Origin of the sequence: Hymenobacter endophyticus, from assembly GCF_032464715.1 — a bacterium.
Classification (GTDB): domain Bacteria; phylum Bacteroidota; class Bacteroidia; order Cytophagales; family Hymenobacteraceae; genus Hymenobacter; species Hymenobacter endophyticus.
The window spans coordinates 488064-508136 of record NZ_JAWDJT010000002.1 but is presented as its reverse complement, the minus strand read 5'-3'; the positions used below and the strand labels follow the sequence as shown (position 1 = coordinate 508136).

At 60.7% G+C, this 20073-nt stretch carries 15 protein-coding genes; 5 read left to right on the top strand and 10 right to left on the bottom strand.

All coding sequences use genetic code 11. The annotated features are described in order from the left end of the window. Nucleotides 1-48: 48 nt before the first annotated feature. Both ROI90_RS04545 and ROI90_RS04540 read right to left on the bottom strand, forming a co-directional pair. Nucleotides 49-2811, bottom strand: a complete 2763-nt coding sequence (locus ROI90_RS04545) for a class I SAM-dependent DNA methyltransferase (RefSeq protein ID WP_315997146.1) — start codon at nt 2809-2811, stop codon at nt 49-51. Nucleotides 2812-3107: 296 nt separating this feature from the next. After that, entirely contained in the window at nt 3108-3440 is a 333-nt protein-coding gene (locus tag ROI90_RS04540; RefSeq protein ID WP_315997145.1) for an ASCH/PUA domain-containing protein, read from the bottom strand. Nucleotides 3441-3886: 446 nt separating this feature from the next. On the opposite strand from ROI90_RS04540, the gene ROI90_RS04535 reads away from it, so the two are divergent. Further along, nucleotides 3887-4303: a hypothetical protein gene (locus tag ROI90_RS04535; RefSeq protein WP_315997144.1), complete on the top strand. Its 417-nt coding sequence runs from the start codon at nt 3887-3889 to the stop codon at nt 4301-4303. A gap of 6 nt (nt 4304-4309) precedes the next feature. Then, entirely contained in the window at nt 4310-4648 is a 339-nt protein-coding gene (locus tag ROI90_RS04530; RefSeq protein ID WP_315997143.1) for a carboxypeptidase regulatory-like domain-containing protein, read from the top strand. Between the two features lie 168 nt (nt 4649-4816). Here ROI90_RS04530 and ppk1 read toward each other — a convergent pair whose 3' ends face one another. From ppk1 to ROI90_RS04500, 6 genes are all read right to left on the bottom strand, one after another. After that, complete coding sequence (ppk1, locus tag ROI90_RS04525) at nt 4817-6934, bottom strand: polyphosphate kinase 1 (RefSeq protein WP_315997142.1); 2118 nt, start codon at nt 6932-6934, stop codon at nt 4817-4819. Between the two features lie 113 nt (nt 6935-7047). Next, entirely contained in the window at nt 7048-7539 is a 492-nt protein-coding gene (locus ROI90_RS04520) for a SixA phosphatase family protein (protein WP_315997141.1), read from the bottom strand. A 187-nt stretch (nt 7540-7726) separates the two neighbouring features. Beyond that, the gene (locus tag ROI90_RS04515; protein WP_315997140.1) at nt 7727-9433 is read right to left on the bottom strand and encodes a GEVED domain-containing protein; all 1707 of its coding nucleotides are present in this window, start codon (nt 9431-9433) and stop codon (nt 7727-7729) included. A 245-nt stretch (nt 9434-9678) separates the two neighbouring features. Next, nucleotides 9679-10953, bottom strand: coding sequence for a M43 family zinc metalloprotease (locus ROI90_RS04510; RefSeq protein WP_315997139.1), 1275 nt, complete (start codon nt 10951-10953; stop codon nt 9679-9681). Between the two features lie 189 nt (nt 10954-11142). After that, nucleotides 11143-12489: a GTPase HflX gene (gene hflX, locus ROI90_RS04505; protein ID WP_315997138.1), complete on the bottom strand. Its 1347-nt coding sequence runs from the start codon at nt 12487-12489 to the stop codon at nt 11143-11145. 184 nt (nt 12490-12673) lie between these two features. Continuing rightward, nucleotides 12674-13453 (bottom strand): c-type cytochrome, encoded by a 780-nt coding sequence (locus tag ROI90_RS04500; protein ID WP_315997137.1) that lies wholly within the window; start codon nt 13451-13453, stop codon nt 12674-12676. Nucleotides 13454-13620: 167 nt separating this feature from the next. Here ROI90_RS04500 and ROI90_RS04495 point away from each other — a divergent pair, with 167 nt between their 5' ends. Together ROI90_RS04495 and rfbC are read left to right on the top strand one after the other, a co-directional pair. Further along, nucleotides 13621-14751: a glycosyltransferase family 4 protein gene (locus ROI90_RS04495; protein WP_315997136.1), complete on the top strand. Its 1131-nt coding sequence runs from the start codon at nt 13621-13623 to the stop codon at nt 14749-14751. 50 nt (nt 14752-14801) lie between these two features. Next, nucleotides 14802-15344, top strand: coding sequence for a dTDP-4-dehydrorhamnose 3,5-epimerase (rfbC, locus tag ROI90_RS04490; RefSeq protein WP_315997135.1), 543 nt, complete (start codon nt 14802-14804; stop codon nt 15342-15344). Nucleotides 15345-15434: 90 nt separating this feature from the next. On the opposite strand, the gene ROI90_RS04485 is transcribed toward rfbC, so the two are convergent. Next, entirely contained in the window at nt 15435-16736 is a 1302-nt protein-coding gene (locus ROI90_RS04485) for a UDP-N-acetylmuramoyl-tripeptide--D-alanyl-D-alanine ligase (RefSeq protein ID WP_315997134.1), read from the bottom strand. Between the two features lie 64 nt (nt 16737-16800). Between ROI90_RS04485 and ROI90_RS04480 the strand changes: the two genes are divergently transcribed. Beyond that, the gene (locus ROI90_RS04480) at nt 16801-19089 is read left to right on the top strand and encodes a T9SS type A sorting domain-containing protein (RefSeq protein WP_315997133.1); all 2289 of its coding nucleotides are present in this window, start codon (nt 16801-16803) and stop codon (nt 19087-19089) included. A gap of 75 nt (nt 19090-19164) precedes the next feature. Here ROI90_RS04480 and ROI90_RS04475 read toward each other — a convergent pair whose 3' ends face one another. Then, entirely contained in the window at nt 19165-19962 is a 798-nt protein-coding gene (locus tag ROI90_RS04475; RefSeq protein WP_315997132.1) for an amidohydrolase, read from the bottom strand. Nucleotides 19963-20073: the final 111 nt, after the last annotated feature.

The window sequence follows — 20073 nt, the reverse complement described above, 5'->3', positions numbered from 1 at the left end:
TCTTTTTGGCCTACTGGGTAGCCGGCGTGGGGAACTGGTGGGGGGGGGCTAGGCGGCGGACTTGCGGGGGCGTTTGGGGGTGGGGGGCGGGGGCAGCAGGGGCGCTTGCAGCTGGCGGTACTGCTCGAAGAGGAACTCCAGGCGGCTGAGTTCGGTGGGGAAGGCGGCGGGGCGGTAGCACAGGTCCACGGCCCTGTCGAGCTGCTGGTGGGCGCGCACCAGGGCGGGGGGCATGGTGAGCGGGTCGTAGAGGGTGGCCAGGCTTTCCTCGGGGAACTGGGCCCGGGCCGCCAGCACCTGCTGCGCCGCCGCTTCCACCGCCGCCACCTGCTTCGCGCTGGGCGAGGCCGGGAAGGGGAAGTTGTTGTAGACGATATCCTTTGAATACCGGTAGTCACTCTTCAAGCGCCCACATATTTGCCGCATCCAAGCCATGTGCATAGCAGAAGTCAGAACCCCAAACAAGAAAGGTGTAGCATCTGCAATGGTTAGCACTTGGTCGTTAGCTATGGTTTCAGGGGAGAGAAAACCAATGGGAACGTACAAACGCCTTTCAGAAGATACTCTAGGTATCAGTAGATACTGGGTGTTGGGTTGAGCTATTTGGCAGAAGAGGGTAGGGGTAGAAGCAAACTTCTGTGTAGAACTAGCTTTGCTTGCTGCACGAAATACCCGTGTAGCTTCAACCCTTTTTACAATCTGTGGCAATGATTTCAATTCACTTGGACCAATTCTCTCTAGCCACAAGCAGTAGCGCGTGTAGCCATTAATGAACTCTTGAGCGCCCGTATACGGTCTTATCCACTTAGCAGCGTTAGGCTCTGTTAGAAGAAATTCATCTTTCTCTTCTTCCGTCAAAATTAGATTGCCCCCATCACGCGGCATACTTCCGAAGCGCATGGGAGGCACGTTTGAAAGCGGCTGGGTTCTATTAGTCACTAACAGTTCAGGCCCGTCAACCAAATAGGGGTTAATATTTTTGACCTTCAACTCCTGCGGTTCACTTTTGGGGGTGGCATAATCGAACAGACGGCGCGTTGGTAATGCTTCTTCCCCATAACCCACAATCACGCAGAACACATTGGCGTTGCCGCGCGCTTCGTTGCTCCACTTGAAGGTGCGGTGTGCAAACTGCACGTGCATCTTATAACGGTTCAACATCTCATTCCATAAGATGCTCACTTGCTCACCCTGTGTAATGCTGTTGGTGCTTACCAGTGCCACCCGAATAGTGGTGCCTTGCACGTATTGCGCGGCTTTGAGGTACCACGCAGCCACATAATCAAGTACACCCGCGCTTTTCAATGGACCCGCTACGTTTAGCAACTCTTGACGCTGTTGTTCATCCATCAGCATAGCCCCCACAAACGGCGGGTTGCCGAGGATGTAGCTGAGCTGGTGTTTGGGGGCCACGGTTTCCCAGTCGGTGGTGAGGGCGTTGCCGTGCACGATGCGGGCGGTGCGGGTGAGGGGCAGGCGCAGGTAGAGGTTGCCGAAGGCTTCGGAGAGGCGCAGGTTGAGTTGGTGGTCCATGAGCCACATGGCCACCTCGGCAATGCGGGCCGGAAATTCCTCCACCTCAATGCCGTAGGCCTGGTCTACCTGCACGCGGGCGTAGAGGGCCAAATCCACGGTCTGGCCGGTGGCGCGGCGGTCCTGGAACAGGCGCTCCAGAATTTCCTGCTCCAGCAGGCGCAGCTCCCGGTAGGTCACCACCAGAAAGTTGCCGCAGCCGCAGCTGGGGTCGAGGAAGCGGAGCTGCTCCAGGCGGCGGTGCAGGGCATCGAGGCGGGGGCGGTTCTGGCCGGCCTGGGCCAGCTCCTGGCGCAGCTCATCCAGAAACAGCCCCTGAATCACCTTCAGAATGTTGGCCTCGGAGGTGTAGTGCGCCCCCAGGTTGCGCCGCTTCACCGGGTCCGTCACGCTCTGAAACAACGACCCGAAAATGGCCGGCGAAATCCGCGACCAGTCGAAGTACGTGCAGCGAATGAGCTGCTCGCGCAGGCCCGCATCGAAGGCCGGAAACGGGAAGAACTCCGTGAACAGGGAGCCATTCACGTAGGGCAGCTGCTGCAAGTGGGCGGGCAGCTGGCGCTGGCGCTCCTGGGGCGGCTGGTCGAGGATGGAAAAGAACTGGGCCAGCTGGGCGCCCACGTCGGAGCCATCGGGGCGGGTGTGGGCCTCCAGGAACTCGCGGAAGGCGTCCTTCTCGAAGATGGCCGTATCCTCGGCAAACAGACAGAACAGGATGCGCACCAGCAGCACTTCCAGCTTGTGGCCGTGGTAGCCGCCGCGCAGCAGGGCATCGTGCAGCTCGCCCATCAGCTCGGCCGCCTTGATGTTGGCGGGGTCCTCGGCCTGGTACTGGCGCTTCTGGTAGCCCGTCAGAAACGAAAACAAATGCAGGTGCTGGTGCAGCTCCTCCAGCCCGAAATCGAAGCTGGTGCCCTCGTCGAGGTCATACAGCCGGAAGCGGGCGAAGTCGGACACCAGAATGTACTTGGGCAGCTCGTGGTCTTTGAGGCCGGGGAAGTAGTCTTTGGCCTGCTGCACGGCTTTGTCGAGGTCTTTGCCCCGGCTTTTGTGCTCCACCAGCAGGGTGCCTTTCCAGAGCAGATCAATAAAGCCCTGATGGCCCGAGAGCTTCTTCACGGGCTCCTCGAAGGTGGCTACGCGGCGGCGGTTCACGCCGAATACGTTGAAAAAATCACCCCAGAAGGCTTTGGCTTCGGCGTGCTCCCGGGTTTCGCCCTGCCACTCCTGGGCAAAGCGAATGGCGCGGTCTTTTACTTCGGATAAGGAAAGCGGCATAAAATAGGGATTGGGAGGCGGAAGATAGTCGTTCGGGGCGGTAGGTGCCGTGTGGCGGGCGGTTTGCTCCGGTCCGGCGGGCGCCAGCCCGTCGGGCCGGTTGTCGTCCGGGCCGTGCGCGCCGGGTGAGTGTCGTGCGCCCTGGTGCAGGTGTCAGCTCACAACAACCGGCCTGACGGGCTGGCGCCCGCCGGACCGGGCCGTGCAATGGTCCGGCTTCCAGGCCCGTTACCGGGCGCAAAAAAGCCCCGACCTAGGTAGGCAGGGGCGAGGTATGGAAAGGAAGCGTTACCGGATTACCAGAGACGGGTATCGTGCACACCGGCGGGCAACGGCGGATGCTCGGCAAAGCCCAGCACGCACCAGCCCGGCTCAATGCCGAAAGTGCCGCCGGGCAGCAGGTAGCTTACCCAGCGCTCCAGGGTGCGGCCGGTGTGCTGCTCACTTTCGGGCTCATATTCGCGCAGCAGCAGGGCATCCCCCACCTGAAAGTTCCGGTCGTTGAGGCGCACATCGAAGGGCTTGGTACCGGCCTCCACGGCCGCAAAACAGGTGGGCCAGATTTTGAGCTCGTGGGTGGCAGGGGCCAGGACCGAGGAGGCAGCAGCGGGGTTCAGCGTATAATACATGAGGAAAAGCAGAAGGAGGTGAATCGGCCGTATTCGAAAGAATCATGCCGTATTGCCTTGAATATACAAAACAAGGAGCAATAACGGGTAACAGCGGCGGATAGTTCGCACGGTAGCCCGCCACCGTGGCAGTGCTGCCCGGTCTGGCGGCTGGAAGCCGGCCCGGTGAGCGGCCCGGTGAGCGGCCCAACGAACGGCCCGGTCCGGCGGGCGGAGCCCGTCGGGCCGGTTGACGTCAGCTGACACCCGCCCGGCTCGCACCACAACCGGCCCGCCGGGCTACCGCCCGCCGAACCGGAACACCCGTAGTCTGCCGGGCCGGGGCAGTTGGCGCGAAACGGGTGGCCGTAACGATTTCATCATGATTTGATAACCCGGGCCTGGGCCGGCGGCCCTGTACTTTTGCGGCCGGGTACCTCCATTTCCGGCTGCCCGCCCTGTACTGCATGAAAGCTGCCAAGAAACTCCTGCTGGATGAACTCACCACTGCCCTGGCTCCGCAGCTGCCCCAGGGGGGCAAGCTGCCCAAGGGCATCAGCAACACCGTACAGCACCTCGCCGACCAGATTCTGCGGCAGCGGGCCAAGCAGGAAAAGCAGCGCCCCGCAGTACCCGCCAAGGCGGCCCGTCAGCTCCTCACGGAGCAGCTGGCCAGCCTGCTGGATGCCCACCTCTACGACTCGCCGGAGCAGGAGCGGGAAGAGCCCCTCACCAGAGCCATCAGTAAAACGGCCGGGCAGCTGGCCGAAAAGGTAACCAAGCTGCGCAAGCTGGCCCCCGCCGAAGCCGTGGTACCCGAACCCGCCAAGCCGGAAAAGGTGCGCCGTACCCGCGCCTCCCGCGCCGCCAAGCCGCAGGCCTAGCTACCCGTGGCAAGCAAGCAGTATAGCTGGCTGATTGCGGGGTTGCTACTGGCAGCTTCGGCCCAGGCCCAGACCCCGGAGCCAAGCGTTCTGTACTCCGGACGGGTGCAAAACCCGATGGCGGCACCGCTGGCCGGAGCCTCCGTGCTGGTGAAAGGCACAGCCGTGGTCACCACTACCAACTCCGAGGGCGTGTTCCGGTTCAGGGGGCCGACCGGGCCGCAGGTGCTGGTGGTCAGCTACCCCCGCCACCTCACCGTGCAGTACCCCATATCCTCCCCCGATTCGGTGGTGATTACGCTGCACTCCACCCAACCGCGCGCCACGCCCCGCCGCCCGGAGTAGCCGCTGCGCCCTGCCGGTGCCGGTGCGGCGGGTGGAGCCCATCAGGCCGAAGGCTGCTGCCCCCGCGCCTTTGCTAACAGCCGCGCGGCTACCGGTGGCCCAAACGACAACCGGCCCGACGGCTTGCAGCCGCCGGACCGGCGTGGTAGGAGGTAGTATGAAACCTGGTTAGCCTTTGGGGGCGGCCGGTTTGCGGGGGCGGGCGGCGGGCTTCTTGTTCAGGCTTTTAAGGTAGGCGTAGGTATCGAACTGGGAACGGACGCGGCCTTGTTCGGCGGCTTCCTCCTGGCCCAGAAAGTTGTTCTGCCAGTCGCGGGCCTTCACGTTATCCTGGCGCTGGAGGTCCAGCAGGTGGCGCACTTCGGCCTTCAAATCGGGCTGCAGAATGGGGAAGGCCACCTCCACGCGGCGGTCCAGGTTGCGGGCCATCCAGTCGGAGGAGGCCACGTACACCTTCTCCTCGCCCCCGTTGCCGAACACGTACACCCGGGCATGCTCCAAAAACCGGTCGACCATGCCGCGCTGGGTGATGTTGCTGCTTTGGCCGGCCAGCTCCGGAATCAGGCAGGAAATGCCCCGGATGAGCAGCTCCACCCGCACGCCGGCCTCACTGGCCTCGTACAGTTTCAGAATCATGCGCTCATCCTGCAAGGCGTTCAGCTTGAGAATGATGTAGGCATCCTCGCCCCGCCGGGCCCGCTCCATTTCCCCATCGATGAGGGCGTTCAGCTTTTCGCGCAGCTCAAAAGGGGCCACCAGCAGGTGCTGGAACAGGCCGGCCTTGTCCTGGCGGTCGTGGAAGTAGCGGAACACCTCGGCCACTTCCCGCGTGATGTCGGGGTTGGCGGTGAACAGGCCGTGGTCGGCGTAAATCTCGCTGGTTTTCTCGTTGAAGTTGCCGGTGCTCAGGTAGGCGTACAGCTGGTTGTGGCCTTCCTCGGCGCGGGTAATGAGCAGCAGCTTGCTGTGCACTTTCAGCTCGGGAATCCCGAAGATGACGTTGGCCCCGGCCTTTTGCAGCTTCTCGGCCCAGAACATGTTGCTTTCCTCGTCGAAGCGGGCTTTCAGCTCTACTACCACCGTTACCTGCTTGCCGTTCTTCACGGCTTTCAGCAGGGCTTTGGCCACTTCGCTCTTACCAGCTACCCGGTACAAGGTCATGCTGATGCCGCTTACCTGCGGGTCTTTGGCCGCTTCGGTGAGCAGGCGGGTTACGTAGTCGAAGGACTGGTAGGGCGGGTGCAGCAGGTGGTCGCGCTGGGCAATGGCGGGCAGCATGGGGCCGGTGCGGGGCAGCGTGGGCTGGGGCAGGGGTACCATGGGTGCGTACTGCAAGCGGGCCAGCCCAAAATCGGGGAAGCCAAAAAAGTCGCGGAAGTTGTGGTAGCGGCTGCCCTCCACCAGCTCCTCCTTGCCAATGCCGGTTTTTTGCATGATGGCCCGCAGCACCTCCTTGGGCATGGCGGGGTCGTAGAGCAAACGGGCCGGGAAGCCGGTTTCGCGCTTCTGCAGGCTGCTCTTGATTTTGGCCAGCAGGTTGCCCGACACTTCCTCCTGAATATCCAGCTCAGCGTCGCGGGAGAGTTTGATGGCGTGCACCTGCACCTTCTGGTACTTCGGAAACAGCTCCTGGGCGCAGCACCGGATTACGTCGTCCAGGAACATTACGTAGTGCTCCCCCTCCACGTCGGGCAGGCGCACGAAGCGGCTGCCGTGGCGCTTGGTGGGTAGCTCCATAGCCACTATCCGCTCAGCGTCGTGCTTTTTGCGGTTCTCGGGCTGGCTGAGCAGGAAGGTGAGGTACACGCTCTGGTCGCGCAGAAACAGATGGTGCAGGTTCTCATCCAGAATGATGGGGGAGAGCAAATCCTGCACGTTGCTGCGGAAATACTGCTGCACCCACTGGTGCTGCTCCTGCGTGAGGTCGTGCTCCGAAATCAGGTGGATGTGCTCCTGGCGCAGGCCGGGCAGTATCTGGTTGCGAAAGGTGTCGCCAAACTCCTGCTGCTGCCGGCCCACTTCCTGCAACAGGTCGTGGAGCTGCTCGGCGGGGTCTTCGCCTAGCTTGGCCCGGGTTTTCTTCTTGAGCTTTACCAGGCGACGCAGCGTAGCCACCCGCACCTTGAAATACTCATCCAGGTTGCTGCTGAAAATGGCCAGAAACTTGATCCGCTCCAGCAGCGGCACCTCCGGGTTCTGGGCCTCCTGCAACACGCGGCGGTTAAACGTCAGCCAGCTTAGCTCGCGGTTCAGCAGCCGGGGCTGCGCCTGTTTGGTTTCGGACATATGATTCAGTTGCCGGTTGTCGGTTGTGAGTTGCCAGTTATGAGTTGCCGGTTGTGAGTTGCTAGTTAGCAGCATTTAGACCTGGCAACCGGCAACTCACAACCGGCAACTGACTATTGGTTTTTGGGTTTGTCGAAGAAGTAGTATTCCGCGTTGGCACGGTCTACCCGGGCCCATTGGTCGGTACCGAACTTCAGGCACACAATGGCGGCCGTGGGCATATCAGGGATGCTGCTGGGGGAAAGCAGGTTGGCAAACTCCGTGAGCGTATTGTTGTGCCCCACCAGCAGCACCGATTCGGCCTCATCCGGCAACTCTCGTACCACAGTCAGCAAATCGGGCACGGTAGCTTCATAAATGGCCTCTATCACCTCTATCTTATCGGCGGGATATTCCAACTCATGAGCTACCAAAGCGGCTGTACTCATGGCCCGCACGGCCGGGGAGCTCACCAGTAAATCCAGACGGATGCTGCGCTTGGCCAATGCCTCGCCCATTAGGGGAGCATCGTCGCGGCCCCGGTCGTTGAGGGGGCGCTGCTTGTCGCTCAACTCGTCAAAGCTCCAGCTGGATTTCGCGTGGCGCATCAGATACAGGGTTTTCATAGGCAGAGAAGCAAAACGGTAGGCAGGCCTCTTTACTAAGGCCTGGGGAAAAGGTTTTACCGGAGCGAAAATCAGCTTACCCCGGCAACCAAGCACTTGGTAAGCTCAACCATAACCGGCTAAAAAAAGCCCCTTCTCCGGACAGGAAAAGGGGCTTTTCGGGTAGTGCAGGAAAAGTACCCGAGGGTTATTCCTTGATGAAGCGCTGGTGCGTCACCTGCTGCCCATCGGCAATGCGCAGGGTGTATACGCCTTTGGCCAGGCTACCCACATTCAGCAGGTTGCCATCAAAGTGTACCTGCTTCATTTGGGCGCCGCGTACGTCGTATACCGTTACCGCAACCGACTCGTGGTTGATGGCGGCGGGTACTTCAATGTTCAGCACGTCGGTGGCGGGGTTGGGGTAGATGCGGTACCCGGCCGATTCGGCCGTGGCCAGACCCTGACGAGCCGTGCCGCCCGAAATGGTGATGCTGTAATCTTCGGTTTCGCCGTAGCTGTAGCTGTTGCAGCTGGTAGTAGCCGAGGCGTCGCTCATCACCACGCGCAGGCGGGTTTTGCCGCTCTTGGCCGTGGCCGGTACCGTGAAGGTGCTGGTGAGGGTGCTGGCCGAAGCGCTGCTGCGGCTGGCTACCAGCTCACCCGTATCAGCGAAGTCGCCATCCTGGTTGTAGTCGATGTAGATTTTCCAGTACTCGGTGTAGGCCGTAGAAGCATAGCCCGCGGAGTAGCTGATGGTCTGGGACGTACCGGCCGTTACCGTGGTGCCCAGGGCCGTACCGTCGTAGTAGCCGGCATTGGCCCCCGAGGTGCGGCTGATGGAACCGAGCTGCACAAAGTCAACCCACTCGTAGGCGGCGCTGGTGCCTTTGCTGGCGCAGTAGGTAGGCGTGGTGGGCGTAGGGGTAGTGCCGCCGGGAGCAGTGCCGCCGGTAGAGGTAGTGAGGCCCACGCGGGCGCCGCCGGTGGCAAACAGGGCGTTCATTCGCGAGGACTGCCCGTTGGAGAACATATACATGCAGGCATCGTCGGTGTAGTCCATGTAGTTCATGAACATGTCACCATTCGGGCCGTTGGAGCAGGTCACTTTCGGGAAGGAAGGGCAGCCGCCATTGCTGGTTTGCTGGGTGGGCGTGTCGCTCACCAGGTCGTTGCCGCAGCTGGCATCACCCCAGATGTGGCGCAGGTTCAGCCAGTGGCCCACCTCGTGGGTAGCGGTGCGGCCCAGATTGAAGGGAGCCGAAGCCGAGCCGCCCCGGCCGAAGCCCGAGCTGAGGATAACCACGCCATCGGTAGCGGCCGCGCCGCCGGGGAACTGGGCGTAACCCAGCACACCGCCCGAGAGGTTGCACACCCACAGGTTCAGGTATTTGGCCGAGTTCCAGGCGTCGAGGCCGCCGGTGCTTACCTTCTTCATGGCGTCATCGGTGCCCCAGCTGGTACGGGTCGTGGATTTGCGCTCAATGCCCGTGGTAGCCGCGCCCGTAGGGGTCTGTTTGGCCAGCACGAACTGAATGCCCACGTTGGCCACCAGCCCGGCGAAGGCCGAGGGCGTCTTGCTTACGTCGGCGTTCAGCTTGTTGAAGTCCTCGTTCAGCACCGCAATCTGCGACTGAATCTGGGCATCTGACACGTTCTGGGCCGTGGTGTTGTACAGCACGTGCACCACCACCGGAATGGTTACTACCGCCGTGGTGCGCTGGGCTACGGGGTTGGCAATAAAGGAATTGGTCTGGTTTTCAATGGAGGCCAGACGCTGAGCCATTGCCGGATCGGCGGCCAGCTGCTGCGCCAGGTTTTCCATGGTGGAGCACTGGCGGGTCTGGGCTTCCGCCGAGAGCGAGGCCCCCAGGCTCAGGCCCGCGAGGGCCAGGGAGTACAAAGTTTTTTTCATACGCTGTGTGTGGTTGTGGATGGTGGAAATGGAGGTGAAAGAAAGGGTACTGCAGGTGTGTGTGGGTTGTGGAAAAAGGGAACGTAAAGGCCAAATTATTGAAAATATTTAAATTAATACCTGTCAGGTAAAATGATACTGCAAGAAAAGTTGATTTAATTATGAATTTGTTAGTGATATGACAAAACAAAACTCCCCGGCCTGACAGGTCAGGCCGGGGAGTTCAGAAGGTAATCGGAAGCGGATTATTGCTTCTGGAAACGCTGGTGCTGCACGTTCACCCCATCCGTCAGAACAACCTGGTAGAAGCCGGTGGGCAGGGCCGATACGTCGAGGGTGCCGCTGGCCGAAGTGCGGGTCTGCTTCATCTCGAAGCCACGCAGGTCGTACACTTTAGCTGTCCAGTTGCTGGCTGGGGTATCCATAGCCGTGCGGATGTTCAGCTGATCGGTGGCGGGGTTGGGGTACAGCGTCAGGCTGGTGGCTGCAACGGTCAGCGGAGCAGTAGCCCCGTTGGAAGTAGCCAGGCCCACGCGGGCGCCGCCGGTGGCGAACAGGGCGTTCATGCGCGAGGACTGCCCGTTGGAGAACATATACATGCAGGCATCATCGGTGTAGTCCATGTAGTTCATGAACATGTCACCATTCGGGCCGTTGGAGCAGGTTACCTTCGGGAAAGTGGGGCAGCCGTAGTTGCTGGTTTGCTGGGTGGGCGTGTCGCTCACCAGGTCGTTGCCGCAGCTGGCATCACCCCAGATGTGGCGCAGGTTCAGATAGTGGCCCACTTCGTGCGTGGCGGTGCGGCCTTTATTATACGGAGCTGCCGAGCCGCCGGGCAAAGAGGAGTACAGCACTACCACGCCATCGGTGGTGGTTGAGCCGCCGGGAAACTGGGCGTAGCCCAGCAGGCCCTGGCCCAGGTTACACACCCAAATGTTCAGATACTTGGTGGCATCCCAGGCATCGTCGCCGCCGCGCTTGGAGTTCTTTACCGCGTCATTGCTGCTCCAGGAAGTTACTTTGGTTACTTTATGGATGATGCCGTTGGTGGCGCCGCCGGTAGGCGTACGCTTGGCCAAAGCAAATTGCACGTTGGTATTGGCGGCCAAGCCGGCAAATGCTGCCGGAATCAGCGAAGCATCGGTATTGGTTTTAGCGAAGTCTTGGTTCAGAACATCAATCTGGGCCTGTACTTGGGCGTCACTTACATTCTCGGTGCTGGTGCGGTATAGTACGTGCACAACTACCGGAATAGTAACGGCGGCCGTGGTGCGCATGGCTACGGGGTTGGCTGCGTAACGAGCCGTTTGGGCCTCAATGGCCGACAGGCGCTGGGCCAAACCTGGGTTAGCGGCCAGCTGGGCATCCAGCACTTCCATGGCAGCGCATCCCCGGTTGGCTACTTTCGTGGGAAGCTGGCCGTTGGCGGGCAGGATAGCACGCTGGCCGGTTTGAGCAGAAGCCGAAATGGAAGCTAGGCAGGCCAACCCAAGGGAGAGGGAGTAAAAGGTTTTTTTCATGTACGCAGTAGTTGTGTGATATTTTGAATGAGTGGGAGGTGAAAGATATGTTTTTTTGAGAACTTTTCAATAAAACATGGCCACATCTACGAATGTCGAACCAGGAGGTTGGATGTGAGAAAAGAAAAGGCACAAAAAAAGTCTGGCTATAGCCAGACTTCTCTCACTCAATACTGTAGACGCAAACAACTACTCATCTTCCTCAACGACGGAATAGTCGGCAAAACGGTCGGCGGGGTACAGGGCTTTCACTTTGCGAACCAGCAGGTCGCGCAGCTCGTCAATGTTCTCCCGGTCAGTGGCCGAAATAAAGATGACCGGGTCGTGGAGTTTGGCCATGTAGGTAGCTTTCAGCTGCTCCAGCGACGGGCGGGAAGCCACTCCTTGCTCCTCAGTATCCTCGTCTTCTGAGTTCATACCCTCAAAGCCGCCGTGGTGCTCGGCCTCCGCTTCGGGGTTGTACTGGTCAATTTTATTGAACACCAATAGCATGGGCTTATCGGCCGCCTGAATGTCCTTGAGGGTTTCATTCACCACGGCAATGTGCTCCTCAAACGAAGGGTGGGAAATGTCCACCACGTGCACTAGCAAATCGGCTTCCCGGATTTCATCTAGGGTGCTTTTAAAACTCTCGATGAGGCGGGTGGGCAGCTTGCGGATAAACCCTACAGTATCGGACAGCAGAAAGGGCACCGTATCCAGCACCACCTTGCGTACGGTAGAGTCCACGGTGGCGAATAGCTTGTTTTCGGCAAACACCTCGGCCCGGCTCAGCAGGTTCATGATGGTGCTTTTGCCCACGTTAGTGTAGCCTACCAAAGCCACGCGCACCATGCCGGTGCGGGATTTGCGTTGGGTCTGGCTTTGCTTGTCCAGGTCCTTGAGGCGCTCTTTGAGAAAGGTTATCCGGTCGCGCACTACGCGGCGGTCCGTCTCAATTTCGGTTTCACCGGGCCCCCGCTGGGCCACGCCCCCGCCACGCTGCTTATCCAGGTGAGTCCAGAGGCCAGTGAGGCGGGGCAGCAGGTATTGGTACTGGGCCAGCTCCACCTGCGTCTGGGCCGTAGCCGATTTGGCCCGGCTGGCGAAAATATCAATGATGAGCAGGCTGCGGTCCACAATCTTGACCTTCAGCTCAGCCTCCAGGTTACGGAGCTGGGAGGGTGAGAGGTCATCGTCGAAGATAACCATGCTGGCCCCGCTGTGCTGCACGTAGGCTTTGATTTCCTCTAACTTTCCCTCCCCCACAAACGTGCGGATATCGGGTTTGTCGAGGCGCTGCACGAAACGCTTGGTAACGGTGGCGCCGGCCGTTTCGGCCAGAAAGGCCAGCTCATCCAGGTACTCCTGGGTGCGGGCGTTCAGCTGGCGCTTTTCGGGCACAGCTACTAACACGGCGGTTTCAGTCTCCGAGGTGGTGTCGTAGGTGGCGTCTTTGTTGCCTTTGGCCAGGATGCGGCCGGCCCGGCCTTTCACGGTATCAAAATTGCCGTGATGACGCGTGCTGTTTTGGCGGGGTTTAGATTCTTTGGCCATAGCGGGAGGGAGCGAAAGGGAAAACGAAAGCCCGCCGGGCGGCAGGCTTTCGAGTGGTTCATACGGTAAAGGTAGGAGAGTTGATATGTTGAGTTCCAGCCCCGGCGCTGGAGCGTCCGATGCAAGTCGCACTACCGGCCGGCAGCTACCTTTCAGTAGCTCCGGCGCGCTGTAGGTAGCCTGTTTACCGGAGCGTGAGCGAATACTCCACTACCTGCCGGATTTGCTCGTCGGTGAGCTTGCCTTGGAATGCCGGCATCTTCTTGCTGATGCTGCCGTGGGTTACCTGGTACACACGGCCCGCGTCGTTGAGGTTGCTTTTGGTCAGGTCGCGGGCTCCGTTAAGGCCCAGCCGCCCATCGGCTCCGTGGCACACGGCGCAGTTTTGGGTGTAGAGCACTTTCCCGGCCGCCAAAACCGGCGTGGCCGGTTGAGCAGTGGCGCTGTCCTGTGCGGCTAGCTGCGCTGAGTTGATAGTGGCTAAGTCGGCGGGAGATATGGCGGCCGTATCCACGGGGGCAGCAGCATCGGGGGTAGCGGTAGCTTCGGCCTTGCCGGGAGGGGCAGATAGGATAGTGGCTTGCGGCTGGTGGGCAGTACGCATTGGGTAAACCATTGGGTAAACTAAGAAGCCAGTTAACGCGAAGGTGGCTAATAGGCTGCCCAAGGCTAGGGAGGACCTTTCCCGGCGTAGTGCCCACACACAAACCAGCAAAAGAGCCAGTACACCCAACTGCAACGCCAAAGAAAACGCGTCCAGGGAAGGCGAAGTGGCCCACACACTCACGCCGCTCAGCAAAACCACTCCCACCAACACACTGTCGGCCCAGCGGGTACGGGCGCGTAGGTGGCCCAGCATTTCCCGGCGGCCTGTGAGCAGCAACAGCAGCTTACAGCCGAAGAACACGAACGTTACCAGCACCACAACGGCGTGCAGGCGCAAGAGCAAAACGGGAGTAGACAAACGAGCGGGTGATTAACGTAAAACTGGGAGAGGCAAAAATACAGTATGCCAGCCGCCCGCCCGCCAAAAACGAGGCGGAAGCGTAAAGGGCCGTTGGGAGGCCCGTATCTTTGCGGGCCCGTCCGGCTTTTCGGCCGGTTCCCCTTTTCCTTAGAGCCCCGCCCCGCATGCGCGTTGCCATTGTTATTAATACCAGCTGGAACATCTGGAATTTCCGTCGGAGCTTGGTAAAAGCCCTGCAGGCTGCTGGCCACGAGGTACTGGCCATTGCCCCCCCCGATGCCTATTCTGAGCGGCTGGAAACCGAGCTAGGCTGCCGCTTCGTGCCTATTCTGATGGAAAACAAGGGCACCAACCCAGTGAAAGATGCTGCCCTTACCCGCCGCTTCTACCAAATTTACCGCCGGGAACGGCCCGATGTAGTGCTGCAGTACACCATCAAACCCAACATCTACGGAACTATTGCCGCTCGTATGGCTGGTATTCCCAGCGTCAACAACGTCTCGGGCCTGGGTACCGTGTTTATCGTGAAAAACATGGTGAGCAAGGTGGCGCTGGGTTTGTACCGCTTTGCCTTCCGGTTTCCCAAACGTGTTTTTTTTCAGAACGACGACGACCGGCAATTGTTCCTGCAAAACGGCCTGGTGGACCCGCACATTACCGATTTGCTGCCGGGCTCCGGGGTGGATATTCACCGCTTCCGGCCTGATCCTGCCTACCAGCGGCAGGAGCCCTTCGTGTTTCTGATGATTGCCCGGGTGCTGTACGAGAAAGGCGTAGAAGAGTACTTTGAGGCCGCCCGACTGGTGCGCGAGGCCGTACCGGGCACGCGGGTGCAGCTGCTGGGTGGTGTAGACGAAAGCGGGGGCGTGGGCGTGAAACGTAGCGTATTTGAGCAGTGGCTGCAGGCCGACAACGTGGAGTACCTGGGCACCTCCGACGACGTGGCGGCCCAGATCCGGCGGGCCGACTGCGTGGTGCTGCCCTCCTACCGGGAAGGCACGCCCAAAACCTTGCTCGAAGCTGCTGCCATGGGCAAACCCATTGTAACCACCAACGTGCCCGGCTGCCGCGAAACCGTGGTGGACGGCCAGAACGGCCTCCTCTGCGAGGTGCGCAATGCCCAGGACCTAGCCGAAAAAATGCTTCGTATCGTGCGCCTGTCTACTCCCGAGTTGGAGCAAATGGGCCGCGCGGGCCGCCGCCTCGCCGAAACCAAGTTCGATGAGCAACTAGTGCTTACCAAGTACCTGAATGTTGTGCGCGACGTAACCACTCAGCCGACTACACGCCGGTAAATCTGCCTACCTTGCGGTGCGGTTGCCGCTTTGTCTCCAGCTGTTACTTTATGGAATTTACGTATTTTGATGTACCGGGCGTGGTGGAAATCCAGCCCCGGGTGTTTGGTGATGCTCGCGGAGCATTCTTCGAGTCGTTCAGCGCCCAGAAGATGGAGGCCGCCGGTATTGTAGGTGATTGGGTGCAGGACAACCAGTCGCGCTCTGACCGGGGAGTGGTGCGGGGGCTGCATTTCCAGAAGCCACCCTACGCCCAAGCCAAGCTGGTGCGCGTGGCTGCTGGCCGCGCCCTTGATGTGGTAGTCGATATCCGCCGCGACTCGCCCACCTACGGGCAACACGTTTCGGTAGTGCTGGATTCGGAGCGCTTCAACATGCTGTACGTGCCCGTGGGCTTCGCGCACGGCTTTACGGCCCTGGAGGACAACACGCTTTTCCTCTACAAGTGCACCAACTATTATGCCCCGCAGGCTGAAGGGGGACTGTCTTGGAACGACCCGGTGCTGAATATCCAGTGGGGCGTTGAAAACCCCACTATTTCGGCCAAAGACCAGATTCAGCCCACCTTGGCTGAACTGGATAGTCCGTTTTAATAGGTAAAATTGTGAAAGGTGAAGTTGCGAAGAAGAGGGCGCAGACCAATACGTCCTCTTCTTCGCAACTTCACCTTTCACAATTTCACCTCACACCAGCTCTAGCAACGTTTCCAGGCCCATGCCGCGGGAGCCTTTGATGAGCACCTGGCAGTTTTGCAGGCGCTGGCTGCGGAGCCAGGCGGCAGCTTCGGGTTTGGTGGGGAAGTAGTGAAAGCCCGCGTGAGCGGCAGCAGCCTGCTGCATTTCCTTCCCGATGAGTACCACCGTGCCCAAGGGCTGCTCCCGGAGCAAGCCGCCCAGGGCCCAGTGCTCCGCCGTGCTTTCAGATCCCAACTCGAACATATCACCCAGAATTACCACTTTTTGCTCGGGCGTGCCGGGCCGGGCCGCGAAGCTGTGCAGGGCTGCGGCCATACTGCTGGGGTTAGCGTTGTAGGCGTCCAGCAGCACCTCATTGTGGGCCGTACGCACAAGCTGGGAGCGGTTGTTGGTGGGAGCGTACTCGGTCAGGGCCTTGGCAATGTCTTCGGTAGATACTGAAAAGTAAGCTCCTACAGCGGCGGCAGCGGCTAGGTTGGGGAAGTTGTAGCCGCCGGTAATCTGGGCTTCTGCCAGGCTGCCATCAAACAGCCGGAACGTTACTTTGGGCGAGGTGGCACGGAGTTCGGCCGGGTAAGTATCTGTGGAGCCGGGGTAGGTGATGCGCTCAGCCACCTCGGTAGCCATGCCGGGCAGGTGGGCATCCAGGGTGTTTACGAAGGCCGTGCCGCCTACCTGGGCCAGATAGCGGAACATTTCGCCCTTGCCTTTTACAATGCCTTCCACCCCGCCAAAACCCTCCAGGTGGGCTTTGCCAATGTTGGTGATAAGCCCATGCGTGGGCTCGGCCAGGCGGCACAGCAAATCAATTTCGCCCTGGTGGTTGGCCCCCATTTCCACAATGGCCAGCTCATGCTCACCGGGCCGGATGCTGAGCAGCGTAAGGGGCACGCCGATGTGGTTATTGAGGTTACCCTGGGTGTACTGCACGCGGTAGCGGCGGCTCAGCACGGCGTGTACCAGTTCCTTGGTGGTGGTTTTGCCGTTGGAGCCCGTAATGGCCAGTACCGGCAGTATCAGCTGGCGGCGGTGATACTGGGCTAGCTCCTGCAGGGCCACCAGTGGGTCGGGGGCGAAGGTGTAGCGGTCGGGGTGCTGGGCAGCCAGCTCTTCATCATCCACCACGGCGTAGCGGGCCCCGGCAGCCAGGGCCTGGGGGGCAAAGTCGCGGCCCCGAAAGGTGGGCCCATTCAGGGCGAAGAACAGCGTGCCGTTTTGGGGTTGCCGCGAGTCGGTGCTGACGGCCGAGGCCTCCCGATACCGGGTGTAAAGCGCCGCAATATCTACCATACTGTTTTGTGCGTAATTTGAAGGCAATAGGAACTGAACCCCAACGGCTGACGTCGCTTACTTGATGCGTAAACTAGTAGTACACGGAGTATTGACGACGGTGTTTGGCGGAACCGCCCTGCTGGCGCAAGCCCAGGGCACCGCCCCGTTCGGGTTTGAGTTTCGGGAGGTAGCAAAAGTAGTGCAAGGTACCGAGACGCTGCGCAATGCCTGGGCGGGCGGCCTCAACTCGCCCCAGTTTTCCAACCTCGACCTGAACACCGACCAGCAGCCCGACCTGTTCGTGTTCGACCGGGCTACCAACCGGGTGCTGCCGTTTTTGAGCGTGGCTACTGCCACCGGGCGGGCCTGGCAGTTTGCCCCGGAGTACGCGGCCCTGTTTCCGCCAGATCTGACGGGCTGGGCGCTGCTGCGCGACTACGACTGTGACAACCGCCCCGACCTGTTTACGGCCGACGCTTCGGGCAGCAACATTCGGGTGTTTCGCAATGTGGCCGATGCCCAGGGTCGGGCTTCTTTCCGGCTGGTTACCGTACAGCTCAGCTACAATGATGCCGGCGGCCCCATCAATATTGCTACCGGGGGCTACAACACGCCCGCCATTGAGGATGTGGACGGCGACGGCCGCCTCGACGTGCTCACCTACGATTTTGCGGCCACTTCACCCTCCATTTACTACTACCGCAACGTGACGGCCAGCGGCTGCGGGGGGCTGGAGCTGCGCGAGGCTACCGGCTATTGGGGCGGTATCATGGCCTGCCTGGCGGGGTGCAACGGGTTCACGTTTGCCCCTGATTTGTGCCGCCCCCAGCCGCGGCCTCAGCACACCGGGGGCTACAACATTGCCTTGTTCGACCTGGACGGGGACGGAGACAAGGACCTGCTGACTGGCCGTGACAATTGCTCCGAGCTAACGGCCATTCGCAATGAAGGCACGGCCCAAACGGCCCGCTTCACGGCGGCCGGGCTCAATGCCAATGCACCGTTTAGCACGGCCCGGGCTCTGCTGCCCAACTTTCCGGCTGCCTACCCCGTGGACGTGACCTTTGATGGCCGCCCCGACCTGGTAATTGCACCCAACCTCTACGACAACGTGGATACCGTGGAAACCCGGCAGTCGGTGCTGCTGTACCGCAACGCGGGTACGGCGGCTGCGCCCAACCTGGTGCGGGAGCAAAACGACTTTCTGCAGCGCGATATGCTGGACGTGAGTGAGCTGGCTGCCCCCGCCTTCGGGGATGTGGACGGCGACGGGCTGGTGGATATGCTGGTGGGGGGCGTGAGCCGCAACAATGCCCGGGGCTTCTACCGGGCCGGCCTGAGCTACTACCGCAACGTGGGTACTAGCTCAGCGCCGGTATTTCAGCTTATTACCCCAGATTATCTGGGGTTGATGAGCCGGAAGCTGGCCTTTGTGAAGCCCGTGCTGGTAGATTTGAACCGGGACGGAGCTCTTGACCTGGTGTACTCCGGTTTCGCCTACACCTCCGCCGATAACCCCATCAGCTACGTGCTGAACACGGCTCCGGCCGGTCGGGCGCTGGCATTTAATCTGAACTCGGCGCGCACCTTTGCCAACATGCCCCAGCGCGCGTTTGATATGCCGGCCTTTGCCGATATCAACGGCGACGGGCTGGTGGATATGCTGCTGGGTACCAATGCCAACTCCCTGAGCCTGCCGGGCCAGGCGCTGCGCTACTACCGCAACACCGGCACCTCCGACCTCAGCCAGACTTTTAGCGTGCAGGACAATGACTTTGGGCAGCTCCGAACGGGCAATGGCGGCCGGCCCAGCAACCTGAGCCCGGTGGTGGCAGACTTCGACGGGGACGGCCGCCCCGACCTGCTTACGGCCGATGCCGCCGGCGACATCCGGTTTTTCTCTGATGTACGCACGCAGGCGGGCGCCTTCCTGGGCCGCACCGATATTTTCTACAACTCCCTCACTACCCAGTTTCAAGCCGGACAATGGGGCTCGGCCAACAAATTTCACTACGCTCCCGCCGCCGCCGATGTGAACGGGGACGGTGTGCCCGAACTGTTTCTGGGCCTGGAAAGTGGCGGGGTAGCCAGCTTTGGCGTCCGTAGCCGCACGGTAACGTCCAGCCCAGTTGCCAGTGTTGGGCTGTCGTTGCAGGTCTACCCCAACCCGGCCACGTTTACGGCTACGGTGGAGGCCCCCCAGCCTGTACGCGTTACGGTGCTGGATTTAGCAGGCCGACTGGTTCGCCCTACCACCTTGGCCGCCCGTACCCACCGAGTAGCCGTAGCGGGCCTGCCTGCCGGAATTTACTTACTTCGCTGCCAGGCCCTCACCGGCGAAACAGTGGTGAAGCGGCTGGAGGTGAAGTAGAACTCAGACTACTTATATGAGAAGCGCCCCTCGGCCAAAATCGAGGGGCGCTTCTTGTGTATGTGTACAGACGTTCTAGCGGCTCGGTACCAGGCTGCGTAGCTCAAAAGCGTCACCGTCCTCCAGGGCCGGAAACCGTTCCCGAAAGGCGGTTAGCTCGTCGCGGCGTAGGGTGCGGGTAATGCTGGTTTCCTGGTTGCCCACTTCCACCAGGTACTCGCCGCGCATATCCAGCAGGGCCGAGTCGCCGGTGTAGGCCAGGCCGTTGCCATCTACGCCTACGCAGTTCACGCCCATGGTGTAGGCCAGGTTTTCGATGGCGCGGGCCCGTAACAGGGTTACCCAGGCGGTGCGGCGGGCGGCGGGCCAGTTGGCCGTGTACAGCAGCAGGTCGTAGGGCTGCTCCTGCGGGTTGCGGCTCCACACCGGGAAGCGCAAGTCGTAGCACACTAGCGGGCAGATGCGCCAGCCGCGCCATTCTTCCAGCAGCCGCTGGGTACCAGCCGTGTACACGTGGTGCTCCCCGGCCATGGTAAACAAATGGCGCTTGTTGTAGAAGCTCACCGCGCCATCGGGGCGCACCCACAGCAGGCGGTTATAATAGCGGCCCTCGTCCTCCACAATGAGGCTGCCCGTCACTACGGCGTCCCGCGCCTCGGCTACCAGCTGCATCCACTCCAGCGTGGGTCCGTGCATGGGCTCGGCCAGGGCAGCGGCTTCCATGCTGAAACCCGTGGTGAACATTTCCGGCAGTACAATCAGGTCCGTCGGAATCGAAATTTCATCTATGTGACGACTCATTTCCTGGCGGTTGGCCGCGGGGTCGTGCCAGTGTAGGGCGGCCTGCACAAAAGAAACGGTTAAATCAGACACGGCAACAGGCGTTTAAGGGAAGAACAGTAAGGAAGTATAAGAATAATATGCTATTCTGCAAAGTAATATTTACATAATGAATGGGTTGCGGGCCGTCTAAATGAACGTAGC